Origin of the sequence: Yoonia sp. 72 (genome assembly GCF_034652275.1) — a bacterium.
In the GTDB taxonomy this organism is placed as follows: domain Bacteria; phylum Pseudomonadota; class Alphaproteobacteria; order Rhodobacterales; family Rhodobacteraceae; genus Yoonia.
Genome location: NZ_JAXIWG010000006.1, coordinates 1 through 13,120, shown reverse-complemented (window position 1 = coordinate 13,120; position 13,120 = coordinate 1). Strand labels below are relative to the sequence as shown.

The window sequence follows — 13,120 nt, the reverse complement described above, 5'->3', positions numbered from 1 at the left end:
GCCTTGCGCGATGGCGCAAGGCCGCGTCAGGGCTCAGTTAAGGCCAAGCACGTCGCGGGTCACAGCAATCATGTCAGCGCCAATGGCTTCGGTGAACAGCGGGTCATCGTAAAGCGGCAAGGCCGCCGCCTGGAACGCTGCAAAATCGACCTCATTAATGGCGATCTTGTCAGCTAGGTCCGCGATGACGCGTGCATCGGTTTCCTCGCCCCAGTTAAAGGTCCATGGCGCGGTTTCCGCTGCGATCCGGAGCAAGGTTTCTTGCACTTCTGGGGTTTGGGCGTTCAGCCACGGCTCTCCGAACAGCATGAAGGTGGGCAGATACACATGGTTCGACAGGGACATATAATCCTGAACCTCGTAGAGCCGCGCGCTTTCGGTGATCTGCGCAGGGTTTTCCTGTCCGTCGATCACGCCCTGATCCAGACCAGAATACACTTCACCAAAGGAAAGCGGTGTGGCATTCGCACCCAAGGTGTTGAACATCGCAACCCGCTGGCGTGACGTTGGCGTGCGGATTTTCAGGCCTTGCAGATCGGCGGGAGTGACAATCGGGCGGACATCGTTGGTGATCACACGGAACCCGTTGTCCCAGAGCGCTGAAAGAACGATCCCCTGCCCTTCGAAACCCTCTGCCAGCAGGTCAAACGCGGGCGATGTTGCGAATTCCTGTACTTTGGCGCGGTTCTCGAACAGATAAGGCAGATCGAACACGGCAGCGCGCGGATTGATCTGGACGACGGCAGAGGCCGACAGCGACGCATGATGCGTGCCAAAACCAAGGCCTTGCAGCACGTCCTCTTCTGACCCAAGCGTGTTGCCCATGAAAATCTGGACATCCATGTCGGGCAATGCTGCTTCTACCCGGCTCTCGAATTCGATCAGAAAGGCATGTGCAAAACTGCCATCGGGCAGTGAAGAGTTGATTTGAAGCACCTGCGCTTGCGCAAATGCAGGCAGGAAAAAAGCCGCGGATGCGGCAATCGCAGAAAGACGGATTGGAAAGGACATCGCTATACCTCGTGGGTAGGGTTTCGGACAGCCTGTTGCGGGCAATGTCACGGTATGAATTTTTCATAGTTTCTTGCTAAGAAAAATTATTTGCACGCAGCAAACTTTGATCTGGTGCTACGAAAACAGGCTTTTTCAAGCTTGCAAGATAACACCTGCTTAGCGAACAAGCAGTTCGGGAACGCTTCGTTCAAAACTCATCAAGCGAATCGTGCAGCCCTTCAATCATCAAAAGACGCTTGCGCCCCGCCAGCCCCGAACGCTCCAGCGTGCGGGTGGCAAGGATATGGCACAACATCAGCACAGCGTTGTGATTGAACAACGGGCCCGGTGCGGCGGTCTGGATCCGCAACCGCCACCGCGGGGCAAGCTCTGTTTCCAACAAGGAACTGTCTTCGCCGGGATCGGGGGGCACATCGCTGACAAGCGCGGTAAGCGCAGGTGACAAACGCAGTTCACGACACAGCGCTGGCAACTCGCGCACCGTGCGTCGCAGCGCAAAGACAATCACAACATCCTTGGCAGAGATACTGCTCAGGCTTTCGGCAAGCGTCTGCCCGACTTGCGGCAACAGCGTCACATTCGGAACGATCTGCCCGATCTGTGTACCCAGATACAGCGCGAAAGCCTGCGACGTGCGAAAGCCAAGGATCCATACGCGCTCTGCTTTCAGGATCGACTCGGCCAGTTCGTCAATCTCTGCCAAGGTAATGGCGGCAAAGCTGCTTTCGACATTTTGCCGCCCCTGCGCGATCTGTGCCATCAGTGCAGATTCAGGCCCCTGATCGGGCACAGAGACACGAAATACCGCAGCCCCGGTCTGCTGTGCCGCGCGCGCAGCTTGCCGCGCCTGATCAAAGCTCTCGTACCCAAGGCGCCGCACGAACCGTGTCACTGTCGCATTTGACACATTGGCCAACAAAGCCAATTCGGTCGCCGAATAGCTGGCAATCTCGCCCGGAAAAGACAGGATCGTATCCGCCAGACGCCGCTCGGATGGGTGCAACGAAGGTAAGGCAGCCCTGATGCGGGAGATGTAGGAACTAGACGCAGCTTTTGTCATAAAGTCTTGGTAGCCGAGTGATGGAACCGTTGACCAGCGATTTGATGCATCCTGACCCGCGACCCTGAAAACTCCGCGATTCAGTGGGCCAGTCGCGGTTTGGCACCGCGTTGAGCGATATGGATATGTAAAGCGCGATCTCGACGAAACCATCACGGTGATCGCGTGACATAGCTGCGGCGGGAAACGCGACTTCGTCAAGCCGCGCAGTTTGATGGTCTTGCGCTGTGATGTTGGACCCAAGCATTGCAATAATCGTGTCACCAATGCAATCGCGTCCGTTGGACGGGAGCGCGCAAACCCACCTCACGTATATGCGTGTCCGGTGATCGACAACGATATCCGGTTCAGGTCAGCGTTGAAATCGGCGCTTTGACCACTTGAATTGCGCATATCCGGCCGCGGCGCGCCAGTTAAGAGGTCCTGACAAACGCGAGATGCTCGAAAAGGCGGGCCACTGCTTCGGCGCCGGGATCGACATTGCCGTGGAGTTGGTCGGCATTGATATAGGTCGCGCGTCCTGCCTTGGCGCGAGTCAGTGTCGCTGTGTAATCCGCACCCGCACGTGCCGCACGGGCTGCTGCGGGCAAACCCGACGGCAAAGCATCAAGCGCGGGCAGCAGGGCATCGACCATCGTCCTGTCGCCCAGATTTGCCCCGCCGATCTGGCGCATCCGGTCCAGCCCCGCTTGCAACGCCTTGCCCATCGGCAGGCCGGAGGACGAGGCATCCCCCGCTGCCGCAAAGAAGATCGCCAGCAAAACACCCGACGACCCGCCCATGGTCTGGCTCAACTCCAGCCCGATGGCGCGGTAAAGCTGCGTGTGATCTGCAAGTGGCAGGCGGTCCATTGCGCCGATCAGCGCACGCGCTGCGGTGGCAAGGGTGGACCCCGTATCGCCATCGCCTGATTTTGCGTCGAGCGCGTTCAGATCAGCCTCGGCCGCGATCAGGATATTGCAGCAGTCGGTCAGGAAGGCCTGCGTCGCCGCATGAGGTGACGCGGGTGCGCGGATCGGCGACAGACCGTCGGGCAAGGGCAATACCTTCGGGACCGTGACGGGTTTGCAGCCCGGCCAGCCCGGCACCGCGACAGGCTGCGCCAGCAGTTCCGCATCGCCGTTGTCCAGTTCCATCACCGACACCGAAAAGCCGTGCATATCCAGCGCCGTCATCATCGCATCCGGCCCGATGATGAACCGCAGGTGCTGGCCCACCGGCGATTTCAGCAGGTCATTGGCGAGGATTGCCATTTCCAGCACCGACGATCCGCCCAGATTGTTCAAAAGTGCCACATGCGGTGTAGGCGGCATGGTCGCGGCCAGCTTTTCGACAACCTTGGCCATCGCATCATGCGCACCGCTGGCGGCGACCTGTTCCACACCTGCCTCGCCATGGATACCAAGGCCAAGCTCGGCCATGCCATGCGGGATGCGGTCTTCTTTTAACGATCCTGGCACGGTGCAGGTATCGAGCGACATGCCGATGCTGCGGCTGCTTTTGATGACGCGTTCGGCGGCCAATGTGCAGGCCTCCAGATTTGCCCCCGCCTCGGCCATGGCGCCTGCGATCTTGTGGACGAACAAGGTGCCCGCCAGCCCGCGTGCCTGTGGCAGATCGGGCAAGGCTACGTCATCATCGACGATGACCATGCTGACCTTATGTCCGAAAGACCGCGCGCGTTCCGCCGCCAACCCGAAGTTCAGGCGATCTCCGGTATAGTTCTTGACGATCAGCAGACAGCCCGCAGGCCCCGTGACAGCCAGAATGCCCGCCAGCACCGCATCGACCGAAGGCGAGGCGAACACATCGCCGCAAACCGCGGCCGTCAGCATACCACGCCCGACGAATCCCGCATGTGCCGGTTCATGGCCCGACCCGCCGCCGGTCACCAGCGCGACCTTGGATTTATCCCAGTCGGCACGCACCACGACACGGATATGCGGATAACCGTCCAGCCGTGTCAGCATCCCGCCAGAGGCGGCAATCGTGCCGTCGATGGCGTCTGTGACCATGTTTTCCTTGGCGTTGATGAATTGTTTCATGGTGCTTTCTCCTCAAGCGACGCGCGCGCCATCGGCGGCGAAGTAGAACGGTTGTCTGGGGCTGATGCGGACGATATCGCCTTCTTTCAGGTCGGTATGCGCGTCCGTCACCGTAATCAGGTCGTGGGTTTTGAACGTCAGATGCAGGCGGGTCTGGTCGCCCAGCCGTTCGACACGCTGGACGATGCTATCCTCGCCTTCGCCCTGCGCGATTTGTTCGGGCCGCAGCCCGATATGCGTGGCCCCCGATGGCGCGCCGCCAAAGACATCCGCAGGCAGGATGTTGATGCGCGGCTGCCCAAGGCGGCTGGCGGCATAGATGCTGACGGGGTTCTGGTAAATCTCGCGCGGAGTGCCGAATTGCACCAGCCGACCGCGATCCAGCACGCCGACATGGGTGGCCATCGTCATCGCTTCAATCTGGTCGTGGGTGACGTAAAGCAGGGTCGCGCCGGAATTGGCCTGAATGCTTTTCAGCTCGATCCGCAGATCGGACCGCAATTTGGCATCCAGCGAACTGAGCGGTTCATCCATCAGATAGACAGACGGATCACGCACCAGTGCGCGCCCGATGGACACACGCTGCATCTCGCCCCCCGACAGCGCGGTCGCTTTGTTGCCGAGCTTGTGGCTGATCTGCAAAATCTCGGCCACTTCGCCGACCTTGCGGTCGATCTCGGCCTGCGGGGTCCGCAGGATCGGGGATTTCAGGGGAAATTCCAGATTTTGACGCACGGTCAGATGCGGATAGAGCGAGTATTGCTGGAACACCATCGCCACATCGCGCTGCGCGGGCGTCAGCCCCGTCATGTCGCGCCCGCCGATGGTGATGCGGCCACGGTCGGGTCTGTCCAACCCCGACACCATCCGCAGGGTCGTCGTCTTGCCCGCACCCGTCGGCCCGAGCAGGACGACGAAAGACCCGTCTGGAATGGTCATTGTCACATCGTCCAGCGCCGTGGTCGCGCCGAAGGATTTGGAGATACCTTGCAGGGTGACTTCAGCCATGCGCCAATACTCCTTCATTAGCTTCGGACCGCAGCGCCTGTCCGGTCTTTGCGTCAAAAATCGTGACGGTGCGCGGATCGAAGGTCAGGCCGGTCGTGGCGCCGGTGGCGACGTGATCGCTGCTCGCGACACGGGCCTTGACCGCGCCATTGGCGGTGTCGAGCGTCACGATCTGCGTCGTGCCAAGATATTCCGTCGCCACCACCCGCCCGCGATAGGGCGCGCTGTCATCCAGCCGCACATGTTCGGGGCGCACGCCAAAGGTCAGCGCGCCGGAGGCACCATTGCGGCTTTGCGGGACCTGCATGGTGATCCCGTCCAGCGCCACACGGTCTGCGCCCGCGCCGATACTGCCGTGGAAATCGAGAAAATTCATCGGCGGCGATCCGATGAACTGCGCCACGAATTTCGTCGCGGGCCAGTCGTAGATATCCTGCGGCACGCCGAATTGTTCGACCGATCCGTGATTCATCACGACGATCTTGTCGCCCATCTGCATCGCTTCCAGCTGGTCGTGGGTGACATAGACGGTCGTGGCCCCCATCCGGTCATGCAGGGCGCGTAGTTCTTCGGACATATGTTCGCGGAATTCGGCATCCAGCGCGCCAAGCGGTTCATCCATCAGGAACGCCTTGGGTTCGCGCACGATGGCGCGGGCCAGTGCCACGCGCTGCCGGTCGCCGCCCGACAACCCGCCGACCGGACGGTCGAGGATATCCGTGATCCCGAGGATTTCGGCGATCTCATGCACCTTGGCCGTCACCTGCGCGCGCGGCATGCCCTGGCTGACCAGCGGATAGCTGATGTTCTTGCGCACGTTCATATGCGGGTAAAGCGCGAACATCTGGAACACAAACGCGATGTCGCGCTGGCTGGCGGGTTTCTGGCCCACCTCCTGCCCGTCGATATAGATTTCGCCTGATGTCGGCAGTTCCAGCCCCGCCATCATGCGCAAGGTCGTGGTCTTGCCGCAGCCGGACGGCCCCAGCAGCATGAAGAATTCGCCATCCTCCACCGTGAAGGTCGAGGATTTGACGGCATTGAACGCCCCGAAATCCTTGCGCAGATTTTCGATCCTGATCTGGGCCATGATTACTCCGGGAAATGGCTGACGATGATGAACATCACCGTGCCGACAAGGGTGACGACGAAGGAATAGGTATAAAGCACCAGCACAAAAGGCTGCATCAGCATCACGACGCCAAGGCCGATCAGCACCGTCGCCAGCATTTCCCAAGGACCGCGCCGCAGCCGCAGCAGACCGTTGATGAACCCGCTCATTTGCGCACCGCTCCGAATGTGATCCCGCGTAGCAGGTGTTTGCGCAACAGGATGGTGAACACCATGACGGGGATCAGAAAGATCGTGGCACCGGCGGCGACGGCGGGCCAGTCCTTGCCGCTTGTGCCGATGATCGTGGGGATGAACGGCGGAGCGGTCTGCGCATTGCCCGATGTCAGCAGCACGGCAAAGGCATATTCATTCCACGCAAAGATCAGACAGAAGATCGCGGTCGAGGCGATGCCCGTCGCCGCCTGCGGCAGCACGACCTTGTAGAAGGCCTGAAACCGCGTGTAGCCGTCGATCAGGGCGGCCTCTTCATATTCGACGGGGATTTCGTCGATGAAGCCTTTGAGCAGCCAGACCGACAGCGACAGGTTCACTGCGGTATAAAGCAGGATCATCCCCAGATGCGTATCGCTGAGCCCCAGGTTGCGGAACATCAGAAAGATCGGGATGGCGACGGCGATGGGCGGCATCATCCGCGTGGACAGGATGAAGAACATCAGATCGTCCTTCAGCGGCACACGGAACCGGCTGAATGCATAGGCCGCCGCAGTGCCGAGGATCATGCACAGTGCCGTGGAGCCGAAACCGATGATGACCGAATTCAGGAACCTCTCGCCATAGCGCGACGGGCCGGTGATGACGGTGCCACGGTTGCGCGCGATTTCTTCGTACCAGGTTTCCGGTGGGCCTGCGGCCTCCAGCATTTGCGGGGTGGCGCGGGTGCGGTCGGTGAACAGGTTGACGTAACCTTCCATCGTGGGCTCGAACAGGATGACGGGCGGATAGGCGATGGAATCATTGGGCGATTTGAACCCTGTCGCGATGATCCAGAGAAGCGGGACCATCGTGATGATCGCATAGCCGACGACAAGGATGCCGGCCAGCCATTTGGTGGCGCTGCGCGGTTCGGTGACGGAAAAGCTCATCTTTGTTTGACCTTGTTCAGGGCTTTGACATAGATCGACGCAAGGCCAAAGACGGTCACGAAAAGGATCACCGCATAGGCGGATGAATAGCCGGTGCGCCAACGTTCGAACGCCTCTCGTTTCAGGTCGATAGAGGTCAGCGTGGTTGTGTTGCCCGGCCCGCCGCCGGTCAGTTGCACGACCAGATCGAACATCTTGAAGTTCTCGATCCCGCGGAACAGCACCGCCAGCATCAGAAACGGCAGCGCCATCGGCACGGTGATCGTCCAGAACTGCCGCCATTTGCTGGCGCGGTCGCATTCGGCGGCTTCATAGATGCTGTCGGGGATCGACCGCAGACCCGCCAGACAGATCAGCATGACAAACGGGGTCCACATCCACGTGTCCACGATGATGATCGCCCAAGGTGCCAGATGGACGTCGCCGATCATCGAGAAACTGGCAGGGTCCGCGCCAGTGAAAAAGGCGACGACATAATTGAACAGGCCGATCTGTGGTTGATAAAGAAAGGTCCAGAAATTGCCGACCACGGCGGGCGACAGCATCATAGGAAACACGATGATCGTGGTCCACAGATCGTTGCCCTTGAATTTCATGTTGATGAGATAGGCCAGCGTGAAACCGATCAGCACTTGCAAAATGATCGTCCAGATCAGGAAATGCGCTGTCGCCTGCATCGTGTCCCAGATCGCTGGGTCCGACAGGATGCGTTCGTAGTTGCGCAAACCCACCCATGACACTTCGTTGTTGGGGCGGTTGACGCGGTAATCGGTAAAGCTGAGCCGGATCGTCCAGATCAGCGGAAAGATGTTCACCGCCAGCAACAGAAAGATCGTGGGCGCGACAAAGATCCAGGCGATCGTCCGGTCGGACAGGCCACGAATACGGCGGGCCACCCCGTGGGGCGTGCCGGCAGCCGCCCTGTCAATGGGGGAAAAGGTCATCGGAAACGTCCTTTGGGCGCGATTTTCGGAAGTTCCGCCCCAGCCGGGGGGGGAGATAAGGACCGGCTGGGGCGATGGCACCGCCCATGACAGGCGGCGTCAGAGGATCAGAGCTTGCCTTCGTCCTCGAAGATTTCGGTCCAGTCGGCGACCAGCCCGTCAAGCGCCTCTTGAGCCGTCCCTTGTCCCGCGACCACGTAGTTGTGGATGCGGTTCTGCATCGCCAGCAAAAGGTCAGCATAGGCGGGTTCGGCCCAGAAATCCTTCACGATCGCCATGCTGTCGAGGAAGGTCTGCGCATATGGCTGGCTGGTGGCGAAACCGGGGTCCTCGACCACGGCGCGCAGCGCGGAATAGCCACCCAGTTCCCACCATTTTGCCTGCACTTCAGGCTGTGCGAACCACTGGATATACTCCAAAGCGGCATCCTGCTTGGACGAATAGGCGACGACCGAAATGCCCTGACCGCCAAGCTGGGCGAATTGTCCGGCAGGTCCGGCGGGGTTCGGGAAATAACCCGCACGGCCGCCGCCGACGTTTTCATCCGCCTCGACACCCGGCCAGATGAAGGCAAAGTTCATCTGCATCGCGACCTGACCTGACCGGAAAGCGTCGATATTCTCGCCCATGTACCAGTTCGACGAACCGGGGGGTGTCGCGGTGTCATAAAGCTCTTTGTAGAATTCAAGGCCCGCGACGGCCCCTGCCGAGTTCACGAACCCTTCCAGATCGTAAGGCTGGTCGGGGTTTTCATATAGGAAGCCGTAGTTATAAAGCGCGTTGGTCACGCCCATCGTGATCCCTTCGGACCCGCGTTCGGTATAGATCGCCGCGCCGTAAACCGTGGTGCCGTCGATATCGCGGCCTTGGAAAAACTGCGCGATGTTTTTCAGTTCTTCCAGCGTGGCGGGCACATCCAGCGCGCGGCCATAGGTTTCCTGAAATTCGGCCTGCAGTTCGGGGCGCTCGAACCAGTCCTTGCGATAGGTCCAGCCGACAACGTCGCCAAAGGCAGGCAGCGCCCAGTAGTTGGGCGTGTTCTTGGGCCATTCGGAATAGCCCGTCACGGTTGCCGGAATGAAATCATCCATGCTGATGCCGTTGGCATCGAAAAAATCGTTCAGCTTGACGTAATGGCCATTCTCGGCGCCGCCGCCGATCCACTGGCTGTCGCCGATCATCAGGTCGCACAATTGCCCGCCAGAGTTCAATTCGTTCAGCATCCGGTCGGCAAAGCTGGTCCAAGGCACGAATTCGAACCGCATTGTGTGGCCGGATTGCGCCTCGAAATCCTTGCTCAGCTCGATCAGCGCGTTGGCGGGGTCCCATGCCGCCCAGCACAGCGTCAGGGTTTCAGCTTGGGCTGCGGATGCGAGGCTGGCCACTGCCAGCGCGCCTGCCGCCGTTGTCGTCATAAAACTGCGTTTCATTCCGTGTCCTCCTCCTCAGGATCTGTGACCGGCCCAGCCTCCTCGCTGCACCTGCCGCCTGACGTGACGTTAATGAGGCACGTGCATCAAGACAAGCGTTTTGTGAGACACGTGCATCAAGACCTGCTATGTCGGGGTATCAAAGCACTGCTGATGCTTGGGTTACTTGCGGGCAAATCACTGATAAGCTGATCGAAATGAACAGAAGTCTAGACCAGAAAACGATGCTGCGGCCGACGACAAAGGACTTGGCAAAATCCGCCGGAGTCAGCCGCGCCACCGTGGACCGCGTCCTGAACGGGCGCGAGGGCGTGCGTCAGGAAACCGTCGACCGCGTGAACAAGGCCATCGCAGAGTTGGGATTCGTGCGCAATTTGCAGGCTGCCAATCTGGCCAGATCACAAAACTACAGGTTCGTTTTCGCATTGCCGCGCTCGGGCGACCAGTTCCTTGACCAGATCATCCTTCGCATCCAAGAGGCAGAGACACTGTTCTCCGCCGACCATGTCTGGTGCGACGTGCATCACATCGACGAAAACGACCCGCACAGCATTTCTGCCTATCTTTCGTCGCTTTCCAAATCCGATGTGGCCGGGGTTGCGATCATGTCGCCAGAGTCGCCGCAGGTCCGCGACGCCATTACACGGCTACAGGAGCGTGGCGTGGCTGCCTTGCCGCTTATTTCCAACCAAACGATGATGGATGCCGACTGGGTCGGGATCGACAACCGGGCAGCTGGGGCCACAGCCGGACTACTGATGGGGAAATTCGTGGCCGGGCGGCGCGGCACCGTGATGGTCATTGCCGAAAGCATGCAATCGCGTGACAGTCTGGAACGCCGTCTCGGCTTTGATCACGAGTTATGTGAGAACTTTCCAGAGTTGCGCGCCCTGCCGTCGCTCGAGACCTACGGCAGTGCCGACCGCGCCCGGACGATCATCAGCGCCAGCCTGCAAACGCACCCCGATGTCGTTGGCATATATGTCGTGGCGTCCGAAGCACGCAGTCCCCTGTCGATTGTGGCCGAGATGGACGTTCCGCGCGACGTGATCAGGATTGCGCATGAACGCACGCCATTCACCGAACAGGCCCTGCGCGACCGCACACTTGACGGTGTCATCGCGCAAGATGCAGGTCATCTGGTACGCAGCGCTATTCGGCGTCTGAAAGGTATTGTTGATCGCCGCAAAACTCTCGGATCGCAGGAGCAGATCAGGATCGAGATATTGCTGCGGACGAATATTTGAGGGTCATGGCTTTCATTGGTGCGATCAAAGTCAACAAAGAATCCCGCAGCCATTTGTCGTGAATCAAGACGCGAACGTTTTGCGCGAGATGAAGATTTCGGCCTCACCTGTGCGGTCAGTGATGCAGACGTCACTATCAGGAGATTTGGGCGCGCGACGGCGCGCTGACCCTCTGTGTCTTAAGCCCTGCGCGTGGCAACTTCTTTTAATTCGGCCACACGACCGCAGCGAACTCCTGCTTTCCGCCCGAAACGCCGATCATCACCAGTGAACGAACAGCCCCAAGCGTCCATGGGCTTGGGCCACAGTGAAAGTCCGCATCGGTCCAGAGGTCATCTGTCTGGCAGACCTTGACCACAACTTCATCAGCTTGGAGATTTTTCCAAGCTCGCCCGTGGTCGCGCGCCAGGCCGCGCTGCAGTCAGCGGATCTCATCGGGCTGGGCATCGACTGCCTGAACCACGTTCGCCGGCCGCGAAAACTGCTTCTGCCAAGTCTAGATCGACTTGGTGCTGACGCCCAATCTTTCAGCCACCTCGCGCACCGGATAGCCCCGATCCTCGACTTGGGCGACTGCATTGCGTTTGAGCTCGTCTGTGAATTTGTTGGCGGACATCCCGTCCCCCTTGCTTGCAAAATCACCAAGCAAGGCGTCTACAAATCGAAGTGCTAGTCAATCCGAGCTTGTCGGCGGTTTGCCCGACCAAGATCCGCGATCTGCCGTCAGCTTAGCAGGCAGCTAGCGAGGCTTGAAGATCGGCACCCTATCCGAATGTATAGTTCAAAACCTGCTTTTGCGCCCGGCTCCTATACGACGTGTTCAGTGCGCTGAGCCTCGTAGTGAGACAATGATTTCTTAGGGGAAAAAGGAGAACCAACATGTCCTTGCTTGAAACCGCTCGCCACAATCGTTTGAAAGCCTTGGCTTCGCTTAGCTGCAAAAGCATCATGACCGATGGGGTTAGGGTCTCCGTCTCGCACTCGTTGCGTATCTTAAGTCGCACCGGCCGGCCAGTGAACCGCTTTAAAAAGGCAGCCTTTCGTGTGTCAGAGCAACCTGAGATGTGCTGATGCGCCTGGCACCCAATAAGAACAGCTCATGTGCGCGAATTCATGCGGGCCGACACGTGGTGAGCTCCTGACCTGCTCGGTCGCCTGTCAGACTGAATCCACCGCTGAGCGCGATTGATCGGCGGAAGGTAGGGGAATTGTCTCAGACGCTGGCCGAGCCAGATATCCGGCCCGCGGCATTGAAAACCATTCGCGGCTGGATCCAGTCAGTGAAAGTCCACGAGACTGCCTATGGCTTGCGGATCGACCTTGACGGTGCGGTCACCGCCCTTGCGGGGCTGGCTCAACCGGGTGCCGAGGCTGTTTTAGATAGTGGTTCGGTACAAATGGTTACGAGAGTTCGTCTCGGACACAGTTTTACAAGTTTCAGCAAGGCCCAGATTGATCGCTGATGTTGCTGTGGCACCTCGACCTACGTTTGCGCTAGACGCGCTTGTGCTTCTACGCATGCCCTTTGACCGGTGATTTCACTCAGAACCGAGACGGTTCTTCACCGAGAAGCAACCCACCTCTGGTTACGGATATTGGTTCATTCTGGGGCCAAGCTGTGTGCTGTTTCCTTCTCCTTTGCAGCCGATGGCGCTGCTGAGCTTGCTTTGAAGCGGAAGCTGTCGGTTCCGGTTTCAAGGATGAGCCAGCGCTGGGTGAGGCGACCCAGCAATGTCATCTTGGCCTAGCCAAAGACCGTGGCCCATTCGCAAAAGCTGATTTTGGTGCTGATCACGACGCTGGTGCGCTCGTAAAGTTTTCCGGGCAGGTGGAAGACCAGCGCCCCACCTGACGCCCCCAACGGCAGATTTCGCAACTCGTCGAGGATAACGAGGTCGGGCTTGGGACAAGGTAATCGGGCCAATTCCCGGCTTTGCAGGCGCGGGTTTGTCTCTAATAACGATCCCCCGCTACTACAGAAACTGCCCGGTTTAAGTCCTCAGTTCATTGATGCGACTGAGCCAGTTGACGCAACGCGCAGCTTGGGGGGGTGTCTCTGCCGGATTGAGCTGACCGGTTGAAAGGGGCCGCTCTGCTGTGCAGAGCGGCGCGCGTTCTAGAACTTGCCGATGATGTTGACGAAGACGCCTTCATTT

The 13,120-nt window shown here is 59.4% G+C and carries 12 protein-coding genes and 1 pseudogene; 2 read left to right on the top strand and 11 right to left on the bottom strand.

Going from position 1 to position 13,120, the window contains the following annotated elements; all coding sequences use genetic code 11:
- Positions 1 to 33: 33 nt before the first annotated feature.
- From VCK47_RS17760 to VCK47_RS17720, 9 genes are all read right to left on the bottom strand, one after another.
- On the bottom strand, positions 34 to 1,011 hold the full coding sequence (locus tag VCK47_RS17760) for a TRAP transporter substrate-binding protein (protein WP_322892232.1): 978 nt from the start codon (positions 1,009 to 1,011) through the stop codon (positions 34 to 36).
- A 190-nt stretch (positions 1,012 to 1,201) separates the two neighbouring features.
- The gene (locus tag VCK47_RS17755; RefSeq protein ID WP_322892309.1) at positions 1,202 to 2,338 is read right to left on the bottom strand and encodes a MurR/RpiR family transcriptional regulator; all 1,137 of its coding nucleotides are present in this window, start codon (positions 2,336 to 2,338) and stop codon (positions 1,202 to 1,204) included.
- A gap of 149 nt (positions 2,339 to 2,487) precedes the next feature.
- Positions 2,488 to 4,119 (bottom strand): dihydroxyacetone kinase subunit DhaK, encoded by a 1,632-nt coding sequence (locus VCK47_RS17750; protein ID WP_322892233.1) that lies wholly within the window; start codon positions 4,117 to 4,119, stop codon positions 2,488 to 2,490.
- Between the two features lie 12 nt (positions 4,120 to 4,131).
- Positions 4,132 to 5,127, bottom strand: a complete 996-nt coding sequence (locus VCK47_RS17745) for an ABC transporter ATP-binding protein (protein ID WP_322892234.1) — start codon at positions 5,125 to 5,127, stop codon at positions 4,132 to 4,134.
- Entirely contained in the window at positions 5,120 to 6,217 is a 1,098-nt protein-coding gene (locus VCK47_RS17740) for an ABC transporter ATP-binding protein (protein WP_322892235.1), read from the bottom strand. The genes VCK47_RS17745 and VCK47_RS17740 overlap by 8 nt, the downstream gene beginning before the upstream one ends.
- Before the next feature lie 2 nt (positions 6,218 to 6,219).
- Positions 6,220 to 6,408 carry a hypothetical protein gene (locus tag VCK47_RS17735; RefSeq protein WP_322892236.1) on the bottom strand — a complete coding sequence of 63 codons (189 nt, stop codon included), beginning with the start codon at positions 6,406 to 6,408 and terminating at the stop codon, positions 6,220 to 6,222.
- Complete coding sequence (locus tag VCK47_RS17730; protein ID WP_322892237.1) at positions 6,405 to 7,343, bottom strand: carbohydrate ABC transporter permease; 939 nt, start codon at positions 7,341 to 7,343, stop codon at positions 6,405 to 6,407. Before VCK47_RS17730 ends, VCK47_RS17735 begins: the two co-directional genes overlap by 4 nt.
- The gene (locus tag VCK47_RS17725) at positions 7,340 to 8,287 is read right to left on the bottom strand and encodes a sugar ABC transporter permease (protein ID WP_322892238.1); all 948 of its coding nucleotides are present in this window, start codon (positions 8,285 to 8,287) and stop codon (positions 7,340 to 7,342) included. Before VCK47_RS17725 ends, VCK47_RS17730 begins: the two co-directional genes overlap by 4 nt.
- A 107-nt stretch (positions 8,288 to 8,394) precedes the next feature.
- A complete protein-coding gene (locus VCK47_RS17720) occupies positions 8,395 to 9,717 on the bottom strand; it encodes an ABC transporter substrate-binding protein (RefSeq protein WP_322892239.1) in 1,323 nt (440 codons plus the stop codon).
- A 197-nt stretch (positions 9,718 to 9,914) separates the two neighbouring features.
- On the opposite strand from VCK47_RS17720, the gene VCK47_RS17715 reads away from it, so the two are divergent.
- Positions 9,915 to 10,964 (top strand): LacI family DNA-binding transcriptional regulator, encoded by a 1,050-nt coding sequence (locus VCK47_RS17715; protein ID WP_416236692.1) that lies wholly within the window; start codon positions 9,915 to 9,917, stop codon positions 10,962 to 10,964.
- A 496-nt stretch (positions 10,965 to 11,460) separates the two neighbouring features.
- Here VCK47_RS17715 and VCK47_RS17710 read toward each other — a convergent pair whose 3' ends face one another.
- Positions 11,461 to 11,580, bottom strand: coding sequence for a transposase (locus VCK47_RS17710; protein ID WP_322892241.1), 120 nt, complete (start codon positions 11,578 to 11,580; stop codon positions 11,461 to 11,463).
- A gap of 592 nt (positions 11,581 to 12,172) precedes the next feature.
- Here VCK47_RS17710 and VCK47_RS17705 point away from each other — a divergent pair.
- Complete coding sequence (locus tag VCK47_RS17705) at positions 12,173 to 12,427, top strand: hypothetical protein (RefSeq protein ID WP_322892242.1); 255 nt, start codon at positions 12,173 to 12,175, stop codon at positions 12,425 to 12,427.
- A gap of 137 nt (positions 12,428 to 12,564) precedes the next feature.
- Here the strand turns inward: VCK47_RS17705 and VCK47_RS17700 are convergent.
- Positions 12,565 to 12,861: pseudogene (locus tag VCK47_RS17700) on the bottom strand (ATP-binding protein); the annotation flags it as partial.
- Positions 12,862 to 13,120: the final 259 nt, after the last annotated feature.